Source organism: Kribbella sp. NPDC056861, assembly GCF_040687575.1.
Classification (GTDB): domain Bacteria; phylum Actinomycetota; class Actinomycetes; order Propionibacteriales; family Kribbellaceae; genus Kribbella.
On the sequence record NZ_JBFBNQ010000001.1, the window covers coordinates 757,284 to 780,908 of the forward strand.

13 protein-coding genes are annotated in these 23,625 nt (G+C 65.7%); 4 read left to right on the forward strand and 9 right to left on the reverse strand.

Annotated elements, in window-relative coordinates; genetic code table 11:
• Positions 1-4: 4 nt before the first annotated feature.
• Together AB0P21_RS03460 and dxs are read right to left on the reverse strand one after the other, a co-directional pair.
• Entirely contained in the window at positions 5-1,288 is a 1,284-nt protein-coding gene (locus AB0P21_RS03460) for a hypothetical protein (protein ID WP_363693463.1), read from the reverse strand.
• A gap of 58 nt (positions 1,289-1,346) precedes the next feature.
• Positions 1,347-3,239, reverse strand: coding sequence for a 1-deoxy-D-xylulose-5-phosphate synthase (dxs, locus tag AB0P21_RS03465; RefSeq protein ID WP_363693464.1), 1,893 nt, complete (start codon positions 3,237-3,239; stop codon positions 1,347-1,349).
• Between the two features lie 164 nt (positions 3,240-3,403).
• On the opposite strand from dxs, the gene AB0P21_RS03470 reads away from it, so the two are divergent.
• Positions 3,404-3,904, forward strand: coding sequence for a DUF402 domain-containing protein (locus AB0P21_RS03470; RefSeq protein ID WP_363693465.1), 501 nt, complete (start codon positions 3,404-3,406; stop codon positions 3,902-3,904).
• A 1,435-nt stretch (positions 3,905-5,339) separates the two neighbouring features.
• Here the strand turns inward: AB0P21_RS03470 and AB0P21_RS03475 are convergent.
• From AB0P21_RS03475 to rfbB, 5 genes are all read right to left on the reverse strand, one after another.
• Entirely contained in the window at positions 5,340-5,702 is a 363-nt protein-coding gene (locus AB0P21_RS03475) for a hypothetical protein (RefSeq protein WP_363693466.1), read from the reverse strand.
• Positions 5,695-12,075 carry an RHS repeat-associated core domain-containing protein gene (locus tag AB0P21_RS03480; RefSeq protein ID WP_363693467.1) on the reverse strand — a complete coding sequence of 2,127 codons (6,381 nt, stop codon included), beginning with the start codon at positions 12,073-12,075 and terminating at the stop codon, positions 5,695-5,697. The genes AB0P21_RS03475 and AB0P21_RS03480 overlap by 8 nt, the downstream gene beginning before the upstream one ends.
• A gap of 27 nt (positions 12,076-12,102) precedes the next feature.
• A complete protein-coding gene (locus tag AB0P21_RS03485; RefSeq protein ID WP_363693468.1) occupies positions 12,103-15,606 on the reverse strand; it encodes a LamG-like jellyroll fold domain-containing protein in 3,504 nt (1,167 codons plus the stop codon).
• A gap of 162 nt (positions 15,607-15,768) precedes the next feature.
• Positions 15,769-16,143 carry a hypothetical protein gene (locus tag AB0P21_RS03490; protein ID WP_363693469.1) on the reverse strand — a complete coding sequence of 125 codons (375 nt, stop codon included), beginning with the start codon at positions 16,141-16,143 and terminating at the stop codon, positions 15,769-15,771.
• 297 nt (positions 16,144-16,440) lie between these two features.
• Entirely contained in the window at positions 16,441-17,430 is a 990-nt protein-coding gene (gene rfbB / locus AB0P21_RS03495; protein WP_363693470.1) for a dTDP-glucose 4,6-dehydratase, read from the reverse strand.
• 48 nt (positions 17,431-17,478) lie between these two features.
• Between rfbB and AB0P21_RS03500 the strand changes: the two genes are divergently transcribed.
• The gene (locus AB0P21_RS03500) at positions 17,479-17,973 is read left to right on the forward strand and encodes a DUF402 domain-containing protein (protein WP_363693471.1); all 495 of its coding nucleotides are present in this window, start codon (positions 17,479-17,481) and stop codon (positions 17,971-17,973) included.
• Here AB0P21_RS03500 and AB0P21_RS03505 read toward each other — a convergent pair.
• On the reverse strand, positions 17,970-19,472 hold the full coding sequence (locus AB0P21_RS03505; RefSeq protein ID WP_363693472.1) for a CocE/NonD family hydrolase: 1,503 nt from the start codon (positions 19,470-19,472) through the stop codon (positions 17,970-17,972). The two genes, AB0P21_RS03500 and AB0P21_RS03505, sit on opposite strands and share 4 nt — an antisense overlap.
• Positions 19,473-19,601: 129 nt before the next feature.
• Here AB0P21_RS03505 and AB0P21_RS03510 point away from each other — a divergent pair, with 129 nt between their 5' ends.
• Positions 19,602-21,509, forward strand: a complete 1,908-nt coding sequence (locus AB0P21_RS03510) for a Na+/H+ antiporter (protein ID WP_363693473.1) — start codon at positions 19,602-19,604, stop codon at positions 21,507-21,509.
• The gene (locus AB0P21_RS03515; protein ID WP_363693474.1) at positions 21,509-21,940 is read left to right on the forward strand and encodes an HIT family protein; all 432 of its coding nucleotides are present in this window, start codon (positions 21,509-21,511) and stop codon (positions 21,938-21,940) included. The genes AB0P21_RS03510 and AB0P21_RS03515 overlap by 1 nt, the downstream gene beginning before the upstream one ends.
• A 3-nt stretch (positions 21,941-21,943) precedes the next feature.
• On the opposite strand, the gene AB0P21_RS03520 is transcribed toward AB0P21_RS03515, so the two are convergent.
• The gene (locus tag AB0P21_RS03520) at positions 21,944-23,581 is read right to left on the reverse strand and encodes an alkaline phosphatase D family protein (RefSeq protein WP_363693475.1); all 1,638 of its coding nucleotides are present in this window, start codon (positions 23,579-23,581) and stop codon (positions 21,944-21,946) included.
• Between the last annotated feature and the right edge of the window lie 44 nt (positions 23,582-23,625).

A 23,625-nucleotide genomic window follows, 5' to 3' on the forward strand; every position in this document is an offset into this window, starting at 1 on the left:
TGCCCTAGCGCTTGGCGGCGGCTTTCTTGAGCTCCAGGAAGAGGCCTGCCTCGGTGATTCCGAGGTGCTCGATCATGATCCGGTTGCGCTCGGCCTGGGTGGCGCCGAGGGCGGCCATCTCCTGGTACAGGGTGCCGAGCTCGGTCCCGCCGTACTTCGTGAAGACGTAGTCGACCGCCAGCCAGGACATCGGGTAGGAGACGGCCGAGTTCTTGAAGAACACTCCGTCCGCGGGCAGCGCCTTGGCCTTCGCCAGGTAGCGCGTCTCGACCTCCTTGCGGTACTTGTCCAGCGCAAGGTCCTTCGCGCCGTCCATCGGCAGGAACTCGACGTACGTCGCCGCGCCCTCGACCAGCCAGCGCGGCGCGTAGGCCCCGTACGGCGCGGTCGCGACGTGGGTGAACTCGTGCGCCAGCGTCCGGGCGTCGACCTTGGCCCGGTTACGCGGGTTGATCACGACGTACGAGTCGGCCCGCTCCCCCAGCGCCGTCTTCTCCCCCGGCAGCGTCCGGTAGACCCAGGTCGCCATCGCGAGCGCGTCCTCGGCGTTCTTCGGCAGGGTGTAGTCCGCGCCGCGGACGATCTTGTCGTCCAGCGCGATCACCACGCCGGAGCCAGTCCAGCCGCCGGGCCAGCTCTTGCTCACCGCCTGGACCGCGCTGAGCGCCTTCGCGGCCAGCCCGTCGGCGAGCTTGTCCTGGTCGCGCTCGACCACGATCAGGACCCTCGGCACCCGCTTGACCAGGATCTCGCCGAGGTCCCACGCCTCCTGGTGCGAACCGCGCGGCAGCAGCCGGTCCATGTCCGAGTCGGAGACCAGCAGCCACTCGCCGTTGGCCTTCTGGGTGAACGTGTAGCCGAGCATCGTCCGGACGGGCTGCGGGTCGATGCCCTTGATCTGGTACGTCATCGCCACCCCGACCAGGTACGTCGAGGGGCCGTACTTCTCGACCAGCCGCTCGTCGAACTGCTCCCGGAGCTGGTCGTAGCGCAGGCTCTGGAAACCGAACTGCTGAAGGTTCTGGAACAGCAGCTTCTGCCGGGCGACCAGCAGCTTGTTGGCCGGGTCGACGTCGCGCAGGAACTCGGCGGCGTTGTTCTGGCTGACCGCTTGGGCACGGCGGACCAGCACCTTGTTCACTCCGGCGGCGCGCGCGGTCTCGTCGACCTCGGGCGCGCCGGTCTTGGCCGACGTGACGCCGGCACCGCCGGCCTTGTCGGCGCTGGACCTGTGCAGGGCAAGACCACCGGCGACAGCACCGGCTACGAGAACCAGCGACAGCAGCACCGGCCAGAGCCGGCGCTTGCGGGGAGCCGCGGAGTGACGTCCCCTCGCTGGTCCTCCGTCAGGCCCCGCTCGGCCTGCCGCTCGCGGTGTCTGACTCACTGGTGATCGCGTCCCCTTGCTTGGCGATCATCTCTATCACGTCACGGGCCAGCCCTTGGCCCGTCAATCCGATCCGCTGCAGGATGACGTCCCGCTTGGCGTGGTCGAGGAACTCCTGCGGGATTCCGAAGTCGCGCACCGGGGTGCTGACCCCGGCGTCGCGCAGCGCCTGCGAGATCGCCGCGCCGCAGCCGCCGGCCCGGCCGTTGTCCTCGATCGTGACGACGAACTTGAACTTGCCCGCCAGCTCGATCAGCTTCGGGTCGACCGGCTTCACCCAGCGCGGGTCGACGACGGTGACGCCGAAGCCCTGTTGTTGCAGCCGGGTCGAGACGTCGACGGCGGTGGCGGCCATCGAGCCGATGCCGATGATCAGCACGTCGGTGCCGGTGCGCACCAGCACGTCGCAGTCGCCGACCCGGTCGATCGCGTCGATGTCGGGGAACACCTCGCCCTTCGCGTACCGCAGTACGGTCGGGGCGTCGTCGACCTCGATCGCCTCGTTCAGCAGCTCGCGCAGGCGGCTGCCGTCGCGCGGCGCGGCCAGCCGCAGACCCGGCACGATCTGGAGCAGCGACATGTCCCACATGCCGTTGTGGCTCGCGCCGTCGTCACCGGTGACCCCGGCCCGGTCGAGCACGAAGGTGACACCGCACTTGTGCAGCGCGACGTCGAGCAGCAGCTGGTCGAAGGCGCGGTTCAGGAAGGTGGCGTAGAGCCCGACGACCGGGTGCAGGCCGCCCATCGCGAGGCCGGCGGCACTGGTGACCGCGTGCTGCTCGGCGATCCCGACGTCGAAGATCCGGTCCGGGAACTCCTTGGCGAACGGCGCCAGGCCGGTCGGGTGCAGCATCGCGGCGGTGATCGCGACCACGTCGGGCCGGCGGTGGCCGATCTCGACGATCTCGTTGGCGAACACGTCGGTCCAGCCCCGCGGCTTGGTCTTCGGCCGGACCTGGTGGAAGTTGTCCTCCTCGTCCTGCTCGGCGGCGGCGTACCCGAAGCCCTTCTGGGTGACCGCGTGCACGATCACCGGGCCGCCGAACGCCTTCGCCTTGGCGAGCGCGTCCTCCATCGCCTGCCGGTCGTGCCCGTTCACCGGGCCGACGTACTTGAGGCCGAGGTCCTCGAACATGCCCTGCGGGGCCAGCATGTCCTTCAGCCCCTTCTTCACCCCGTGCAGCACCTCGTACATCGGCGGACCGACGTACGGGGTCCGGCCGAGGTTGGTCTTCACCAGGTCGAGGATCTTCTCGTACCGCGGGTTGGTGCGCAGGCTGGTCAGGTGGGTGGCCAGGCCGCCGACGGTCGGGCTGTAGGACCGCCCGTTGTCGTTGACGATGATGACCAGCTTGAGGTCCTTGGCCGCGGCGATGTTGTTCAGCGCCTCCCAGGCCATCCCCCCGGTCAGGCCGCCGTCGCCGATCAGCGCGACCACGTGCCGGTCCTCGCCCCTCAGCCGGTACGCCTTGGCCAGGCCGTCGGCGTACGACAACGAGGTCGAGGCGTGGCTGTTCTCCACCACGTCGTGGTCGGACTCGCTTTGACTCGGGTACCCCGAGAGGCCGTCCTGCTGACGGAGCGTGTCGAACTTGCCCGCTCTACCGGTCAGCAGCTTGTGCACGTAGGTCTGGTGCCCGGTGTCGTAGACCAGCCGGTCACTGGGCGAGTCGAACACCCGGTGCATCGCCAGCGTGATCTCGACCATGCCCAGGTTCGGCCCCAGGTGCCCACCGGTACGAGACACCGTCTCGACAAGGACGTCACGGATCTCCGAGGCCAGCTCACGCAGCTGAGAATCGGTCATTCCTTTGAGGTCCGCCGGGCCATCGACGGTCTCCAGAACGCGCATCGAGCTCCTCCGCAGGTTGTCCTCGAAGTCTTGAGTCTATGCACGGACAGCGACGATTCCGAACTCAGCCGGGGCGAGAGGTGCATTTCTCACACTCCTCCAGGCTCACCGACTCAGCTTGCTCGCTTGTGATGCGGGGGTCACCTAAAGTCATCCTCATGAAGATGGTGAGGACACTCTTCTGCAAGTACGACCGCACACCCCACCGCCTCCTGGACTCCATCCACCTCGGCGAGGACGAACACGGCCTCTGGGTAGGCTCCCTCCCCGGCTCCCGCGGCCAACGCGCCGACGGCACCTGGGTCACCATCGACCACCACCGAGTCCGCCTCTACCCCCGAGGCCAATGGTGGAGCGCCCTCTTCAACGACACCCCCCACCCCACCCAGATCTACTGCGACATCACCCTCCCCCCGGAGTTCGGCGTCGACTCGGTCACCGCCGTAGACCTCGACCTCGACGTCCGCCTACTCCGCGACGGCACCATCAAGGTGATGGACGAAGACGAGTTCCTCCTCCACCAAAAGCTCTACGCCTACCCACCCCAGGTAGTAGCCACCGCCCAGGCAACCTGCGACTGGGTAGTCGCCAACATCGCGGTCACGGAACCGTTCACCACGACATACAAGACCTACCTGGAGAAGCTCCGCGCGCTGGCCGTCTGACCTCCACGGCGTCAGATGGCCAACAGTTTCTCGTCGTACCAACATCCTCATGACCTGGCGCGATTAAGAACCGCCACCCCGGCGGCAACGCCAGTTACTTCGACACCTCCGGCCGCCACGCCCTCGGATGCACCCATCAACCTCCACCGGCTGTGCTCCAAACCGCCAGCACAGGTCACTCGCCTGGTCCCTTTGAGACCAGGCGCACGTTCTTCTTCATTGAACAACGCGGAAGTCAGGCACCTCCACAGTTCCCCATAAAACTCGCACACCACCATCTGCAACGAGCGCCTTATTTGAACCCAAGCCCCACAAGCAACAGTCGCACCAGAACCAGGCCAGACCAATATCGTCACTCATTGATTCCACCTCGAAGTACAAGTGTAAATTATGGTGAAAACAATTCGGGCACACTAATTCGTCGACCAGGGACGGCGCCAGATACGCAGCCTGAAAGCTCTCCATCCAGGCATCGCGGTCAGCGCCGCGCCCTACGCACAAACAATCGCTAGTGATTGTCCCACCACCGGTTCTCAAAGTTTGGCGGCCTTCTCGTACGCATCCCTCTGCCCGGCTCCCGCAGCCAACGCGCCGACGGCACCTGGGCCACCATCGACCACCACTGAGTCCGCCTCTATTATGATGATTCCCCGGCACCCGCTCGGTCGAGATTCCGGTCAGGGCGAATAGCGACTTCCAGCAAGATCTCAACAGCTTGGTGCAGCACCAGGAGCATGTGCATCTCAGTCAGTGCCCCTATCCGTTTTTCAGACGGCACGGCACATTGTCTCCATACTCGCCCGCACCATCTTTCCCGCGCGCGAACCCAATGCAGCCTACGACAAGGGCATCACCACCAGACTGAAGGGCCAACGAAGTACTCAACGCGACGACTCCGCTCGACATTCGGCATGTCCTCCGCACTGCTGCCAAGCGTCGCATACAAGTCGACATCTAGATCGTTGGCCGCCGAATCTCATTTGAAGATGTCGATTGACGCCGCCCGCCCCGGACCACTGCCTTTCATGACGGCCCACCTAGCGGCCTCTGCACGGACACAAGCAGCGTCACCAATCGCTTACTGGCCCGGCCTATGGGCGCAGGCCTACCCGCCTGGCCCGCAGTCGAGACTTCGGCGCCCTGTCCGCAACAGTCCTCCCGGGAGAGGATTCGCCCGGCTCTTTGCATGCTGCGTTCGCCGCATGGGTAGCGCTGGCAACTCCTCGGTGTTCAAGAGTTGGGTATCCAGCCGGCTCTCCCAACCTACAATGAATGCCAAACGTTCAGCGCGATGAACTACATGATCGGGTCACGGGGGGGCAGTAGCACATCCGCTACAGGCGGGAATATCTGGTTCGAGTCTCAAGCTAACTTATATAGCCGACGACATCTATAAACTACTGTCGTCAATACGAAGATACTTCAATCGCTATATTTAATCCTTCAGCGTCAACAGGCTCTCGTCGTACCAAACGTCCTCATAATCCGGCGCAATCAAAAAACGCCATCCCGGAGGAAGAGCGAGGTACGGCAAAGCCACAGGACACCAGTCAGCTAGGTGACTAATATGCAAAGGCAGGAAGAAATCGGCGTCCGTCGAGAATTCCTCACCGGCCCAAATGTACCAGCCGCTAGTATCTCCTTCGAGCGGATGCCGAAGGCCGTTCAGCGGCAGTACGGACTTACTGCGCACATTCTCCGAGATACCAACTTTAAGATGCACGGGCGCCGCGACCGGCTGAACATTAAATCGCCGACAGACAGCCAACTGCTCCGGGAATACGACAAGATCACTCAAAGTCCCAAACCTCTCGCATGCCCATCGAATACTTTCTCATCTCGACACTCTGAATGCCGGAACACGCCGGACACTGCGGCTGAACCGCATCAACACTTCGCATTCTCGCTAGATCAATGGTACCAGTCTCATACCACTCTTTCACTAGCGGATACTTGTGGTCGGCTATCATCTTACCGGTTCTACCACAGTCGACACATGTCAAGCCCTGAACAATTCGCCGCTGCGTATTTCCCGTAGCGCTCGGTGGGCGCGAGTACTTGCCGGGCGGTCGAATACCATTCAGATCTGTCGCGACTCCGCGACTGTCTACCGCAAACCGCGAGGCAAGCTTTGCTGCAGTCTCTGTGGCGGCTGCCGCTTCTGAAGCAGTTCCTGCGGTGCGGGCAGCAGCGGAGGCAGTCGTGCCGATGCCTTTACTGCCGGCCAGAATCTCTGCACCGAGCCAGATGACCTGGCCGGTGGCTTGGCCCCAGTTGCCGGACTTGGCGTTCAGGATGATCGGGTCGGTGGTTCCCTTCACCAGCGTCTGCCCGAGCATCTGTGGGGTGCGGCTGATCGCCACGAAGTTCTGGATGCTTGCCGAGCAGACGGCGCCGGTGAAACTCATGGTGCACTCGTGAGTCGCCCGGACCATATCGATGCTGCCACTTACGGAACCCAGCATCCCGGTGCCGATGCCGCGGCCGATCTGGCTTTGGACGTCCGGGCGGCTGCCGTCGTCGAGCCGCTTCTGGAGCTTCTTGAAGAAGCCAGAGACGCCACCGCCACCGTCGTTGTTGTGGTCCGATCCGCCGGCGCCGTGGTCGGAGCTCTGGTCACCGCCGGTACCACTTTGGTTTGTGCCGCTCTGGCTGCCGCTGGTCGACGTTCCGCCGGTGCCATCACCGGTGCCCTCACCATCGCCAGTGCCATTGCCGGCCGAGGTCGATGTGCTGGGAGTGCCGTTCTCGCTCTTGACTATCAGACCGGTTGGGTCCGACATCGAGGTTGGGTTGTTGTTGCCGTAGGTGTAGCCGAGCATCTGCTGCGGGTCGCCGGTCGACATCACCGGGTCGACGCTGATGAAGCGGCCGATTGTCGGGTCGTACTCCCGGGCTCCTACGTGCGTCAGGCCCGTGACTTTGTCCAGCGGCTTGCCAAGGAAGCCATGGTTGTCCGGCCAGTTGGTCGGGTCGATGCCGCGGGACTCACCGAAGGGAGTGCTGTAGCGGGTGACCGTCGCCAGGGTTGTCGAGTCGACCGAAACCTGAGTCGTCTCGTGGTGATCGGGGATCAGCCACTTGCGGTCGGTGACAGTTGACTTCACGGCAACCGCCTGGCCGCCGAGGGAGTACTCGCGCTTGGAGGTCACTGCCTTTGTCGCCGTATCCAGCGTCAGCTCCAACGAGCCGATGTAGAGCGTTGTCTTTCCGGGGCTCTTGCGGAGGAGCAGACTGCCGTCGGCGTCGTAGACGTATGACGTGTCGCCGGCCGTGGTGCTGAGCTTCTCGAGCTTGCTGTCCGCGTTCCAGGTCAGCGTCTGTGCAGGTGTGCCGGTCGGGCCGGGCCTGGCCGTCGTGTTTCCACCAGCGTCGTACGCATAGGTTGCAGCCGGTTTCGGTGCAGCGCCCGTTGTCGCGATCGACTTCACCGTGTGCGGCTGAGCGGTGTCGTAGGTATACGTCTCCACTGTGTCGCCCAGCGAAGTGTGATCGGTCTGCGTCTTCCGCAGGCCGTTCGCGGTGTAGCTCCACGACTGCCAGTACTCCGCCGGGCCGCCGAGCGCCGCCGTCGACCGAGGAGCGGCGCAGTTGGCGTCGGCCGGGGTCCAGGCCTCGGTGAGGCGCCGGTGACCGTCATAGGAGTAGCACTGCGCGTCTCCGCCGATCAGGTTGTTGTCCTTCAGCAGGTTGCCGGCCGGGTCGTACTCGTAGTTGTGGTTGGCAACGATGTTCACATCGCCGGCCAGCGTCTGCGTCAACCGACGCGTGCCCATCTCAAACGCGTTGACGACATACATGTCCTCGTTCGATCCCAGCTCGTACCGCTCGGGATCGCCCAGTTCCGTGTACTTCACGTCCTTGACGTAGACGCCGTCGCCGCTCTTCATCGAGACCGGCAGACCCTGCGAGGTGTAGGTGTAGTTCAGAATCTCGGAACCGAGCGTGCCGCCACCCGGTACGTCGGTGAAGTCGATCGTCGACGCGTCCGGCGCGTAGCCGATCATCGTGTCGTAGATGCCGTCGAGTTCGCGACCCTCCGCGGCCGGGATCATCACGCTCGTCTGCGTAGGCTTGTACAGCACGTTCCGGGTGGTGATCGTCGACTTGTACGCCGGTCCTGTCTTGCCGGTGGGATACCGGGCCGACTGGTAGAGCTGGCCCAGGCTGCCCGCCGCGTCGTAGATCCAGCTCGACCTCAGGTTGGCGTCGGTCTTCGATCCCTCGTGCAGCGCGACCTTACGATTCAGGTTGTCGTAGGTCGTGAGCTGCTTCTTCTGATTCGCGTTGGTCACTGAGGTGACCCGGTCGACCGCGTCGAACTCATAGGTCGTGGTTCCGGAATCGGGGTCGTTGACCGTGGTCTGGCGTCCCAGAATGTCGTGTCCGTAGGTCCAGGTAGCTCCCGCGCTGGTCAGTGCGGTGAGCTTGCCGGATACGTCGTAGGCGTAGTTGGTCTTGATGAATCCAGGCGTCTGGACATTGCTGTCGTACTCCCGCCGCTCGACCACATGGCCGACCGCGTCCTTGATCTCCGTGGTCGCCGCCGCGCCATTCGGCGGCAGTGTGGTGATCGCGTCACCGCTGTAGAGCGTTCTGGTCGACCACTTTGCCTGCCGCGAAACGGCGAAGGTGGACATCGTCACTCGTCCGACGCCGTCGTACGTCGTCTCGGTCTCGTTCGGGACCTCGGCGTCGAGGACGCTGAGCATGGTGCCGGCGGGCGCCGAGTTGTTCCACAGATCCTTGTTGTTGATGATCGCCAGACCACGCGAGTTGTACTTGGTCTCGCTGATCAGCCGACCACCGTTCGCAGCGACTTCCTGACTCTGCCGCGGCCGCAGCAACGAGTCGTAGATCGCGTACCCGGACAGATAACCATTCGCCAGAATATTGAGTGAGTCCGTCCGCACATACGACGGCGCGGTGCTCGACAGGCTGTAGACGTACTTCGTGTTCGGCAGCTTGTTGTCGGCCTTCGACTGGTTCGGCAACCACACGCTGGTCAGACGTCCGAGGACGTCGTACTCCAAGCTCGTCAGCTTGCCGTTCGGGTCGGTGACCTGCGACGCACTCCCCCATTCAGGCAGGAAGGTAGTCTTCGTCTCGAGACTCTTGGTCCCCGCATCGGGCGTAACCACGGGCGGTGTCTTGCTGATGGTCTGCGTCAGCGCCCCAGCGCCGGCCGGTGTGTAGGCCACGGTCGAGACGCGTCCGATCGCGTCGGTCGTCGAGGTGGTCCGTCCCAAGGCGTCATACGTCGACGTCCCCACCGTCTGGTACGTCGGCTGCCCCGACTGGTAGCCACTCAGGCGCTGAGTAGTGGTGACCTCACCCTTGGTCGGCGCCGCGCCGAGTGCGCCACCGTCGTAGAAGGTCCGGTTGTCGACCATGGCCCGGCTCTCCGGCGGGAATGCCGAGGCGGCATCACACCGGCCTTCCGAGGTGACGATTCTCGACGGAACGACCATCCCCGTCGTGGTGTTCTTCGCGTACGACGTGAGCGTGCAAGTCTCGTCGACCTTTGCCGAGTCGCCTTGATCCTCGGTCTGCGTCACGAGGCCCGTGGCCGGGTCGTATTCGGTCAGCGCTATGTGGACGAGGTCCGTCCGGCCGGCATCACGGGCGATCCGGCCCGCTACCGCAGAGGGCTTGGCAAAGTTCGCTCGCCGGACCAAGCCGGTCTCGACAGTCTGAGCGGCAGTCTCCTGGACCCAGTAGTCGGTCAGATTGCCGGAGATCTCGGTATTGCTGCCGTCCGCCGCATAAGTGATCGCCTCGCGGACGAGTCCGTTGAGTGCCGGTAGATCGGCGCGGGTTCCACCGAGCGTGTCGGCCACACTGACCGATTTCGTACCGCCCGCCTTGAGCTTGTCACCATGCATGCCGCGGAAGTACGACGTCACGACTCTCGACCGTGGGCCGGGCTGGGACGGGTCTCCGGACGACGTCGTCACCGTACGGAAGCCACGCCAGTCCGACCAGTTGCGCTCCTTGACAGGAACCAACGGGCTTTCCGAGTAGTGCCAGGCAGCGCCGCCGCCGTAGGTGTAGTTGGTTACCACTGCGTCCGCGCCACCGGTGATGTCATTGACCCGAACTTGGGTCACCACGTGCCGGTGGAACCAGTCTTCGCGCTCAGCCTCGAGCGGCGGCGCCCACTTCACCGGATAACAACGCATGGTGTTCGTGTCGGCAGAGGCCGGCATATGCCCGGCCGCACACTCGGGATCGGCGTAGTTGACGGTGACCTGTGCGCCGGTCTCGGTCCAGATGTTCCCGACCCTGATCTTCATCATCGGCCCGATGCCATCGGTGTCGGTGTCGACCCGGTTCGGCAGCGGCTTCTTCCCGAAACTCACCGTCAACGGCACCGCAGCCGTCGGCGCGACAGCCTTGCCCGTATGCGTAATCGACTGCAACCACAACGCCCGACCCGACATCGGATCCCCCGGCGACGGGAAATCCTGCGACAGCGTCCAGCCATCAACACTCTGGTACGCCGTACCCTTCAGCACCTGCGTCGTCACCTGCGTCAACCGACGCCGCGAGAAGAAGCTCGGTGAGGTCTTGGTACAGGTCGCACCCGACGCGCAGATTTGATCTAACGGCACATCAGGCCAGTTCGCCTTCGTCGCGGCCGTCAACGACGTGCAGTTGGTCAGACAACGCTCCGCGGTGTCGAACAGCACCTGCATCGGTGCGAGCGCGGTCATCGTGTCCGAACGCTGCCCATACAGAACCTTGCTCAGGTAACCACCACGGTCGTAGACCTTCGTAGCGGTCGTCGCACCGTTCTTCGCGTAGAAGTTGGTCTCCTTCGCGTACCACAAAGACATCGCGTTGCCGTGCGGATCGACCACATAGTCCAGGTTCCAACGCCACGCCTGGTTGTCGCAGAACGACGTAGCGAAGGTCGAGCCATTACACGGCTCACCGGCATCGTCTCCGGCCACCGGCACCGTCCAGACAGAGTTCTGCCCAGCGATCAGTTGGCGACCGAAGAAGTACTGCGTACCGTCGAGCGTGGTGACCTTCCACGCCTCGTTGTCGTTGTCGCCATTGGCCACCGGATTAGTGACCTTCTCCACCTTCGAACCGTCGTCGTTCTTCAACCGCCAGCCATTCGCGCCCTTCACCAACTCCGACGCCTGCCCGTTCAGCACCACAGTCGCGTTGTCGTACTTCCAGCACAGGTCGAACTTGCCGGCCTGCCCGTCGTCCTTACACGAGGCGTACTTACGCTCGACGTACGACTCCGTCAAACCGAACCCCTCACCGACCCATGACGACTGGTTGTTAGAGGCTGCGGTCTTGCCGTCGACGGATTGTGCGGAGTAGTCGATGGACAGCGTCGGCGTCGGACCAGCCGGCGCGGGGGGCACTCGCAGCGGATAGTTCCAAGTGAAGTCACCGCTGGATCGTCCCGCAGACCACGAGGCAGCCGGCGAAAGCGACGTCGCGGCATAGTCGCCGCTACTTCCGCCGGACGCGGCGGTCACGGCCATGACCCGCTCGGTGTTGCCTACTGACACCGGAGCAGTCAGAGTCTGCTTCTCCATGTTGTTGACCGCACCGACCTCGGTCGGCGTCAAGCATCCCTGTACCCGCGGCGTGGTGAGCGCACAAGCCGGCAGCGAAACCAACTTGAGCCGGGACGCCCAGTCGCCTCCTGAGGCCTCGGCGAAGCTCGAGTAGTCGACGGTGAGCTGAGCCGGTCCTTCGCCCAACCCCTGATCCGCACGCGTCAGACCAAGCAGGAACCCGGACACATCAGCCGCGGCAGCCACCTTCTGATCAAGCACGCGCACCCGAGTCTTCGCCGGCGTCGCCAGGGCACCTTTGGCTCGGATCTGCGGAGCCCCAAGCTGGATCACCGAGCCTGCAATCGGGCCGAGTGTGACCACCCGGTCGGCGGCAACAGGCCACGTCGCAGCCTTGGGCTGCGGAGCACGAGCCATCTCGCGAGCTCTCTGCTCCACCGACTTCTTCGCCGTCGCCACTTCCAGTGCCCGGACCTTCGCGTCCCGAGTCTTCGGCAACGGCGGGATCTTCGAGGTCGTCGCCGCGGAGCTGGTCTGCGCACCGATGACCGGCAAGCCGCCGGCCAGCAGGGCACAAGCCGAGACTGTGACGAGGACCGCGGTACGAACGGCAGCTGTTCTTCTCATCGCTCTGTTCCTCTTGTCAGTCATCGGTCATTCCGCCGGCACGGGGCAGTTGCCCACGCCATCGAATTCTTGGCAGATCGCGTCGTCCAGCAGCGGCCCGGTGTACAGGCGGAAGTCGTCGAGCTGGCCCGCGAACTCCGCGCCTGGGGTCCTGCCCTTTCCGACCACGGTGCTTCCCAGCCGGTACGGCTTCACGTATTTGTCCCGGCCTTCCGCTGTCGCCCTCTTGTTCACAGTGACGCCGATCTCGCCCAGCTGGCCGGAGCCAGTTGCATCCTCGGCAGAGGCGTCATAGGTGCCGACGACGAGTTGCCAGTAACCGCTGACGCTGTCGATGCTGGCGTCGAAGACGGCTGTCGCTGCTTCGCTCGAGTCCGACGGCGTTCGCGAGAAGGTCCACTGCCCGGTCAGCGCGTTGATCGGCTTCCATTCCAGCCGCCAGGCATCGCGGTCCGGCCCGGCCTGACGAGCGATCACTGCCGGTTTGGTCGCGTCGTCGAGCTTCACCCAGACCGCTGCGGAGAAGCTTGTCCCGCCGTCAACCACCGCGCGCGGCAATGAGAGCGCCTCACTGGCCGCGCCGCTGAACTGAAGAACCCGGCCCTGGTCATCGTCTTCGACGAACGCCGCCGAGGGGTCGGTGCCGGCGCCGAAGCCCGAGATCGCCATGTTCGCGCCATAGATGGTGTCCTCCGTGCGCCACACCTGATCGGCACCGAGCGTCGCGCCGTCCAAAGGCCAGCGAGCCGCTCGGCTGGCGACCACCTTGTCAGCTTTGCGAATCTCGACCTCGGACATCACTGCGTCGGGGCCCAGCGGCCGCTGCCAGATCCGCACCGCGTCCAGTGAGCCGGCGAATCGACTGCCGAAGACGTCGTTGTACTGCCCCTGACCGACGCTCAACGCGCCGGTCGCCTTCCAGGCCGAGTCCGGGTAGGCCACGTTGCCTGCCGTTTGCAGACGACCGTTGATGTAGAGCTTGATCGTCGGCGCCACCGGGTTGGCGTCGTACACGCCGGTGACCAGCGTCCAGGCACCGAGCACAGCGGGTTCGTCGGACAGTGCTTTTACGGTGACCGGCGACATGGTGTCGGTCTTCATCCGCATGAACACCCAGCGGTTCAAGGAAGCCGAGTAGTAGAGCTCGAAAGCGCTACCGATGTTGCCTGCGGCACCGACCACCACTGCTTCTTTGGCCGAAGTCAATCGAGCCCACGCCGATACGGTGAAGCTCTGCGACGTGTCCACCACCGTTGTCGGAGTCTCCGCGTAGTCGTCAACCCCGTCGAGCTGGATCGAACCACCATCGCGACCCGCATCGTCGAACGTTGTGCCACCGGAAAGCGTCAGCGGATGAGCCGGCGTGGCGGCATCCCCGGCGGTGACTCCGGTGCCGCCATCGTCGAAGGACCAGGCGCCTACCGGTGGCGCCGCACTCTTGAGGTTGATCATGAAGAGAGTCGGCGTACTGGCATGTCCAGCGGCGTCATAGCTCACCGCGTACAGCGTGTTGTAGCCATTTGCGGTCGGCACAAGATTCACCGTGACGGTGTTCCCGGTCACCTTCGACCGGGCCGCCGCGCCCTGGAAGTAGTACTCGTGGCGGATGACGTCCGCCACCGCGCCCTTGATCGTGTACGAGACCGTGCCCCCGTAGGGAACGACCTCCTCGCACGTGGCAGTTGACTTCCAGCAGTTCGCGAGGGCGACGGATCCGTACTTCGCAGTGACGATCGGCGGCGGTGGAGCGAACCTGTCAACCTTGAAATAACACCAGATCGTGTACCCGGAGGTCAGAACGCCTCCGTTGTACGGATACAAGGTGCGTGCCCTGAAGTGATAGGTGACTTGATCGGGGAACTCCGCGATCGGAATCGTCAGGGTCAACGGCGTTCCCTGACTGTCCAGAGCAGTCTGTCTCGTGATGAACGGGTTCCCGGACGAGCTGTAGATCTGCAACTCGGCGCGAACCCGATTGCCAGGGTCATTTGCCGTCAACATCGGCATGACCCCGAACTGCAGATTGGCCGAATCGACCGTGTCCGGGGATGCGGCTGTCCCACAGCCGACCTCGGGATCGGTGAGTCCGAGCCTCCGCGGGACCGCCGGCTGGGACAGGTAGCTGATCTGCAACTCGCCGAACGAGCTGAACTGCTTCCAGGCGACACCGTCGGTCTCATCGGTCGCGCTCAACCGGAACGTCGAAGTGCTGTATCCCTTCGCTGCCGTGTCCACCATCGAATTGGTGACCGGGATCTCGACGTATGCGTCCGGGCAGGACGAGTTGTAGCCATTGGCGAAGCTCTTGCTACCGGCCGCGAGTTGGACTGCCGGCTGGTTGTTCCAGGTCGTCGCTGCAGAGATGGGCGCGGTACGAGTGACTGTCACCGAACGGGCCACGCAACTGGCCGAGTGCGTCTCGTAGGTTCGCAGCGTCGCGCCGAAGATCTTCTTGCCCGCGTAGACGGCCGTGTTGAACTGGAAGAACGACCGGACGATCTTGTGCTGTTCGTAGTTCTCGTAACCCACGCCGAGACTGTGGGTCGTCTTGTAGAAGGAAGTCGTCGGGTAGAGCTGCCAAGCTGCGGCCCAAGCGGACCTGGACGGAGTGGAGATCACCGGGTCGAGCACGAGCGGGTAGACCGTCGAGGCGGCAGTGAGCAGCGTTGCGTTCGGCACGACAGTCAGGCCGCTCGCGTCACCCTTGAGGTCCATCTTCGCGACATGCGCGCCACGCGGTCCGTCGTCGACGAGCTGCGCGGAAGACGCCGACTGGGCCGCCTTGGCCTGCGGGCCAGGCTTGGCCGAGTCCCACATGATGGCGCTGCCGGCCATCATCACCAGGCGCCCGTCCTGGGCAACGTAGGCCGGTCCGCCTGGCCTGTTGGCACGAAGCGACAGACCGGTCGAGGCGACCGGGAAGTGGATTGACTTCAAGGCAGGGTTCACTGCGGCTTCGCGACTCTTCACGACCAGGTTGTAGGTGAAACCGTCGGTCGTTGCTTCGGTCACCAGGTCCACGCCGGCGATCACGTCGGGATAGGTGGCTTTCGAGCCCGACAAGGTCGGACGCGACAGGGACCAGGGCGACTGCAACTGCAAGGTGCCGTCCTCGACGCCGACCTTGGCCAGCAACCCTTGGCCGCCGCCGGACAGAGTGATGTCGGACAGTGCCGCCTTCGGACCGACACTTCCGTCCGCGCGGAACTCAAGCGTCGTATCGACCGCGCGCCAGTTACCGTCCTGCCGCACGCGAACCGGGCTGTTCGACACCTTGTCGGTCAGCGAACCGTCCGGGTTGGCAAACGTCTGGGAGGTCTCTGTCGTCCGGTCCGGGATCTCGACCGGCTCACCGGTCTGCACCGCGCGTGCGGCGGCGTCCGCCTCGGTCCGTACGGCAGCGGGTGCCGGAGCAGCGACCGCCTCGTTGCCTGTGACAACCCTCGCCCCAAGCGATGCCACCACGCTGACAGCGGCGAACAGTGTCACCGCCCGCCGCCCAGCACTGTTCCCCGCGATCCAACCAGCCACGATGCCCTCCCCGGCAAACGCCAGCCGGGCCTCACGCCGGGCGGCGCCCAATTCTTGAGTCGGGGGATACTCCGCGTCTAGGTGACCATCACAACTTGCAACAAGCTGCAATTCTTGTAACACGTCGCCGAGTCGGCACGGCGCTGAGGAGGATCCTTCTGCTCACCTAGCTTGGCTTCGCCACCATGACTCGTCGCGGCCGGCGTCCTCGAACGCCTCACTCATCGCGATCACGTGTGAGACAAAAGGCTCTGGAGGCCTTACTTGGTGGTCGACGAGATAGTGGACGAGGCCTTCAGGCCAGACGTACACCCCGTCGCTCAACTCCAGGTCGCCGTTGGTTACCGAGTCACAGAGCCGGCAGGGTGAACAGCCCATGTAGGCACGAACCACGAATCCGCGGCGCAGGTAGTCAGCGACCCGGTCGCGCTCGTGGTCGTCCCAGGTGGCGTCGACGAAGTCAGCCGGATCGGGCCAGCCCGCCGCGGCCTCCGGGCCGTGCCAGTAGCCGATCAGAGTCAGGTTGGAAAGATCCACCGGGTCTCCTTCTATTCCGGTTGGATCAGATCGTAAGCGGGTCGGTGATTGGCTCCGACCGGCGCGGTGGGAAGGTCCGCGCGGATGACTGCCAGACAGAGGAACAGGCCGCGGAGGCAGGCGCTGCACCAAAGATGCGCATCGCCGCTGCCGGCACCTGGTGTGTAGACCTCGAAGGTCAGGGTCAGTTGCCGCTCACCACAGCTGTCGCATTTCAGCCGTGGGACGGACGAAGGGTTTCGCCAACCTTTCTCGTAGGTGGCGAGCCAGCGCGAGTACTCCGCGCCGCGAGGCATCTCAGCGGCCGAGGAGTTTGTACTTGGCTTCCGTCGACGACTTCTGGGGTTTCCACCACGCGGCGTTTTCGCGGTACCAGGTGATGGTGGCCGCCAAACCTGCCTCGAAGTCGTAGCGCGGGGTCCAGCCGAGTTCGGTGCGGAGTTTGGTGGTGTTGTTGGAGTAGCGGAGGTCGTGGCCGGGGCGGTCGGGGACGTGGTCGTAGGCGGTCGGGTCCTGGCCCATCAGGGTGAGGAGTTGGGTGATGATCTGCTGGTTGCTGCGTTCGTCGCCGGAGCCGATCAGGTAGGTCTCGCCGATCTGGCCGGCGGTGATGATGCGATGGACCGCGGAGTTGTGGTCGGTGACATGGGTCCATTCGCGGACGTTGGCGCCGGCGCCGTAGAGCTTGGGTTTGTCGCCGAGCAGGATGTTGGTGATCTGGCGTGGGATCAGTTTCTCGACGTGCTGGTAGGAGCCGTAGTTGTTGGCGCAGTTGGAGATGGTGGCCTGGACGCCGTACGAGCGGACCCAGGCGCGGACCAGCATGTCGGAGCTCGCCTTGCTGGCGGAGTACGGGCTGGAGGGGTCGTACGCCGTTTGCTCGGTGAACTGCTCGAGGGAGTCGAGCGGGAGATCGCCGAAGACCTCGTCGGTGGAGATGTGGTGCAGCCGCACCTCATGCTTCCGGACCGCTTCGAGGAGGGTGAAGGTGCCGACGATGTTGGTCTGGATGAACGGCGACGGGTCGTTGAGGGAGTTGTCGACGTGTGACTCGGCGGCGAAGTGGACGACGACGTCGGTCGCGGCGACCAGACCGTCGACCAGCGAGGCGTCGCAGATGTCGCCGTGCACGAAGGTGACGGGGACGCCGTCGAGGTTGCGCTGGCTGCCGGCGTAGGTCAGCAGGTCGAGGACCGTGACCTCGACGTCCGGGAACCGCCGGAGGGTGTCGTGCACGAAGTTCGAACCGATGAACCCTGCCCCGCCAGTGACCAGCATCCGCCGCATGACCAGCAGGATAGCCAGAGTGACCGGCGGCGCCGGTACGGTGACGGCATGCGGAACGTCCGGGTGGTCTATCGCAAGTACGACGAGAAGCTCCACTGGCACCAGTGGATGCAGTACCTAGGCGAGGACCAGTACGGCGTCTGGCTGGGCGCCCCGGCGAACTCGGTCTCCCAGCGCGGCGAGGAGCCCGAGCTGCACCACGAGCAGGCGCACGTCCAACTGTTCCCGCGGGACCGATGGTTCACCGCGATCTTCAACGACGAGCCGCGCTCGACCGAGATCTACATCGACGTCACCACACCGGTCGAGTTCAGCGACGGCCAGGTCACCATGATCGACCTCGACCTGGACGTGATCCGCAAACGCGACGGCACCGTCTACATCGACGACGAGGACGAGTTCACCGAGCACCAGGTCAAGTACGGCTACCCCGCCGACGTGATCGAGCAGGCCCGGACGACCGCCGACTGGCTGGTGACGGCGGTCGTCTCGGAAGAGCCGTTCCTGACGGTCTTCAAGACCTATCTGGACAAGGTGCGTTAACGGACCCGGCGCAGCTTCAGCGACACGTCGTCCAGCCGCAGTGAGCTGGGCACGGTGCCGTTCTGGCCGGCGAACATGTCGGCGACCGGCGAGACGGTCAGGAACAACGTCTTCCCAGCCGGTACGTCAACCGCGATCCCTGGCAGGTCGACAGTCCGCCGCGCGCCACGCACCGGACTCTTCTCCCGCAGCGGCATCGTGTTGTTCTGCACGATCTTCGCGTCCAGCGGCGTCGTACCGACACTCAGCGCGAAGAACGCGGCCGCGTTCGGCAGCAGGCTGCTGACCTTCGCCTTGAGCTGCGGCACCCCCGCGACCGTGATCGGCCCCTTCGCCAGCACCGTGGTCGTGCCGGTCACCTTCCCCAGCCGGTACTGCGTGTTCGCCGCCAGCTGCCGTTGCGTCAGGCAACGACCGTCGGCGGTGGCCAGGTGGTAGCTGCCGAAGCCGCTGAGCCCCGTCCGCTGCCCCTTCAGATTGAGCGCCATGAACCGTTGCGCCAGCGCCGCGAAGGACGGCGAGCCGAGCGCGATCGAGCACGGGTCACCCGGCGTCACGAAACCCGGCGGCAGGACGCTCGGCAGCGTGTGGCCGGCGTTGTAGCCGACGAACAACGACCTCGACCGAGCCCGGCCGGTGAGCGCCTGGTCGAAGTTCTGCAGCCCCTCGTTGAGGTTGAAGAGGTTGTCGGACAGCCCTTGGCCGATGATCACCGGGATGTTGAGCTTGCGCCCCTGCTTGACGTGCCAGGCAGGCCCGTTCTTGGCGAAGAAGGCATCCAGGTCGCGGCCGGCCTGACCGGTCGGCCACAGACCAGTGGTGAACAGGCCGATGAAAGCAGCCTGGACCGACGGTGGGAGATGCGACCCGCCCCCGGCGTACAGGCCGGCCAGCCATTGAGTCCGGGCTGCCTCCGACGGCGCGAGGCTCTGCTTGAGATCCCACCAGGTGATCTCGGGCGCCAGCGCGTCGAAGCGGGTCCGGCCCTTGTCGCGCAGCTCGGTGAAGGCGCCCGCGAACTGGTAGCCGCCGCCGTACGAGCCGCCGATCGCACCGATCAGCGGGTCACCCGGCCGTTGCTTGGTCACCCAATCCAGACCGGCGACCAGGTCGACCAGCTTGATCACGTCGCGACCTTCGAGGTCCGGGTTCATCACGTGCGCGACCCCGGTCGACTCCCCGAAGCTGCGCTGGTCGAAGCTCAGTACGCCGTACCCGGCGTCGAGGTACGACTTGAAGGCGGCGGCGTCCTTGGTGCGGCTGCCACCCCACCCGTGGCTGTGGAAGATCAGCGGCACGGTCCGCGCCTTGGAGGCGCCGGCCGGCTGGAAGAGCGAGTAGCAGATCCGCACCGGCGTGGTCGTGCCAGGCTCTGGCACGCTCGCCACGCACGCGTTGGTGGTGGTCACGGTCTCCGCCGCGGTGGCGGCGGACGGCAGCAGGGCTGGTGTGACGAGAGCCAGGACGGTGGCCAGACTGACGACGGTACGGCGGTGCATGTGACCCCCTGTGAGCGAACTGATCCGGTTCGCACACGCTAGATGATGCCACCGACAGACAACAGGCCGCGTACTCCGCTGTCGGCGAACCGGGCGGCAACCGCAGCCGCGGCCTGCGACACTGTGCGCGTGGATATCGCGATCGAGATCGTTGCTCTCGTCGCCGTGGTCGCGGCAGGAGCCGCGCTGGCCCGGCGGATCGGGGTCTCGGCTCCCCTCCTGCTGGTGGTCATCGGTGTAGCAGCGTCGTACCTGCCGTTCGTCCCCCGGGTCGAGCTCTCCCACGAAGTCGTCCTGGTCGGCTTCCTGCCGCCGCTGCTGTACTCCGCGGCGATCAAGACCAGTCTGGTCGACTTCTCGCAGCACCGCCGGTCGATCGGTCTGCTGTCCGTCGGCCTGGTCGCCTTCACCGCGGTCGGCGTCGGCCTGGTGGCCTACTGGCTGCTCGGTCAGGGCGCGGTCGGCGACGGTCAGGAGCCGCTGCCGTTGTGGGCAGCTTTCGCGATCGGCGCCGTGGTCGCGCCGCCCGACGCGGTGGCGGCCACCGCGATCGCCAAGAAGGTCGGCCTGCCCCGCCGGGTGGTCACGATCCTCGAGGGCGAGAGCCTGCTCAACGACGCGACCGCCCTGGTCTGCCTCCGTACCGCGATCGGTGCCGCGCTGATCGCGCCGACCTTCCTGCACGTCGGTCTCGACTTCCTCCGCGCGGCCGGCGGCGGCGTACTGATCGGCCTGGTGGTCGCGATCGTCCTGGCCAAGGTCCGCAGGCGCTTCACGGACCCGGTGCTGGACACCACCCTCAGCCTGACCGCGCCGTTCATCGCGTACGTCGCGGCCGAGAACCACTACGTGCACGCCTCCGGGGTGCTCGCGGTCGTGGTGACCGGCCTGCTGCTCGGCCACAAGGCGCCGATCATCCAGTCGGCCGCCTCGCGGATGTCCGAGCGGACCAACTGGCGCACCTTCCAGTTCCTGCTGGAGAACACCGTCTTCCTGCTGATCGGCCTGCAGACCCGGTGGATCCTCGACGACCTGTCGGAGAGCCCGCTCTCGGCGATGACCATCGCGGTGGCGACGATCGGCGTGTTCCTGGCGACTGTGTTGCTGCGCCCGATCTGGCTCTTCCCGGTCACTTTCCTGTCGCGGCGCATCCTCGGCCGCTCGCGCCCGGGCCCGGTCTCCGTCCAGGCTCTCGTCGTCGTCTCCTGGGCTGGGATGCGCGGCGTGGTCACTCTCGCGGCGGTCTTCGTGCTGCCCGAGGACACGCCGCACCGCGAAGTACTGGTGTTCATTGCCCTCGTCGTCACCGCCGGGACGCTGCTGCTCCAGGGCTCGACCCTGCCGTGGCTCGTACGCCGGTTGAAGCTGCCCGGCCCTGACCCGGCCGAGGACGCGCTGCAGGAGGCCGCAGTACTGCAGGGTGCTCATCGGGCCGCGGAGGTGACGCTCAACGAGCTCGTCACCCCGAACGACCCGCCGGAGGTCGTCGCCCTGCTCCGTCAGCGTGGCGAGTCGCGAGCGCACGCCGCGTGGGAGCGGCTCGGCCGTTCCGAGACGGATTTCGAGACGCCGAGCGAGGCCTATCGCCGGCTGCGGATGGCGATGCTGGAGACCGAGCGGTCGCACATCCTCAAGGTGCGGGACGAGGGCCTGGTCGCGGACGAGGTGCTGCAGCGGGCCCAGATCCAGCTCGACATCGAGGAGTCGATCCTGGACCGGGCCGAGGCGGACGACGTCGGCGGCCAGTCCGAGAACCTGACCGCTCCCCCGTCCCAGGCCGCCGAGTGCGAGCACCTCGCGTCGGCGCCGTGCGTGATCACCCCGAACACCCCCGACGGGTGCGAGGAATGCCTCGCCGACGGCGGCACCTGGGTGCACCTGCGGCTGTGTCTGGACTGCGGTCACGTCGGCTGCTGCGACTCGTCGCCCGGGCGGCACGCCGAGAAGCACTTCGACCAGACCAAGCACCCGGTGATGCGCAGCTTCGAGCCGGGCGAGACTTGGCGCTGGTGCTTCGTCGACGAGAAACTGGGCTGATGGCGGACTGTCTCTTCTGCGCGATCATCGCCGGTACGACGCCGGCGCACATCGTCTACGACACCCCTGAGGTCCTCGGCTTCCTGGACATCAGGCCGGTCTTCAAGGGCCACACACTGCTGGTCCCGCGCGAGCACGTCGACACGCTGGTCGAGCTGCCCGACGAGCTCACCGTGCCGTTGTTCGGCGCCGCCCGATCGGTGGCGGCAGCCGTGCGTACGGCGTACGACGCGCAGGGGTCTTTCGTTGCCGTCAACAACGTGGTTTCGCAGTCGGTTCCGCACCTGCACGTGCACGTCGTTCCGCGGACCAAGGGCGACGGGCTGCGCGGCTTCTTCTGGCCGCGCACCAAGTACGCCGACGACGCGGAGGCAGCGCAGTACGCGGAGAAGCTCCAGAGAGCGGTCTCTGGAGCTTCCGGCCCGGCGTAAGGGTCAGGGGCGCTCGATCTCCCACGCGATCGTGTCGGGAGCCGTCGCCGCAGTACGGAGGGTGGCGGCCGGCGGGGTGTCGGCCGTCTGCTGCAGGCCGGGATGCCGGTCCTCGATCGTGAACTGGGCGCGGGTGAAGACCTCGGCGTCCTTGCTCTGGACGGCGCGGACGCAGCGGAAGTCGGCGACCAGCGACTCCCGGGTGATGGTCGTGTTCACGTAGCCGCGGAGGTTGTTCTGGAACCGCAGGTGCGGATTCCAGCGCAGCCACGGATGCGTGCCCGAGGCCGAGTCGGCGCCGTCGCCGCCGGTGGTGATGGAGGAACAGACCAGCTCGGAGCCGACGGTCCGCGAGGTCGGGTCGTCGTAGTTCAGCTTCAGGTCGGATGCCCAGTGCGCGTGCACATCGCCGGTCAGGACGACAGGGTTCCGCACCCGCGCGTCGACCCAGCCCCGGGTGATCCGGTCACGGGAGGCGACGTACCCGTCCCAGGCGTCCATCGAGGTCAGCTTCACCGGCCCTTCGGTGTTGTCGCGCTGCGCGAAGAACACCTGCTGGCCGAGGATGTCCCAGCGCGCCTCGGACCGGCGGAACCCGTCGACCAGCCACTTCTCCTGCCGCTCCCCCGTGATGGAGCGCTGCGGGTCGACCGCGGCCGGGCAGTCCTTGTAGCCGTCGCCGCAGCCCTGGTCGTCGCGGTACTGCCGGGTGTCGAGCATGTGGAACGTTGCCAGCTCACCCCACTTGACCCGGCGGTAGAGCTGCATGTCGATGCCGCGCGGCTTCGAGGTGGCCCGCAGCGGCATGTTCTCGTAGTACGCCTGGAAGGCCGCGGCGCGACGCTCCAGGAAACCCTCCTCCGGCTTCTCCGGAGTCTCGTCGGCCCAGTTGTTGTCGACCTCGTGGTCGTCCCACACGACCAGCCAGGGTGCGACCGCGTGCGCTGCCTGCAGGTCCGGATCACTCTTGTACTGCGCATGCCGCTGCCGGTACGACGCCAGCGTGGTGGTCTCCGGCCCGTCGTGGTCGCGCACGTTGCCACCTGGCGCGACATACGTGTCTTTCGTGTACTCGTACTGGTAGTCACCCAGGTGCAGCACCAGGTCGGGGCGATCCTGTGCCAGCCGCCGGTACGCCGTGAACCAGCCGTGCTCGAACTGCGAGCACGACACGAACGACATCGCCAACTCGCGCGGCGTCGTCCCTCGGGCCGGCGCCGTCAGTGCCCGGCCGACCCGCGACACCCGGCCGTCGGCGCGGAACCGGTACCAGTACTCGCGGCCCGGGCGGAGGCCTTCGACGGTCACGTGGATCGAGTGCGCGTGCTCCGGCCGGGCCACCGCGACACCGGACCGGACGACGTGGTGGAACCGCGCATCACTCGCGACCTGCCACTGGACGGCGTACGGGCGACTGGGCATGCCGCCGAGGCCGTTCTCGGCGAACGGGTCGACAGCCAGCCGGGTCCAGAGCACGAACCCGTCCGGCCACGGGTCACCGCTCGCGACGCCGAGGGTGAACGGGTCCTGTGGGATGGGCGTGGCCGCCGCGGTGGTCGGCGTGGTCAGGCCGGCCAGACCGGCGACGGCCGCGGAGGAAGCCAGGCCTGCTTTCAGGACAGATCTACGGGAGGTTTCCATGCCGCGACGCTTCCCGCCGCGGGCGGCTAGTGACTTACGTCCAG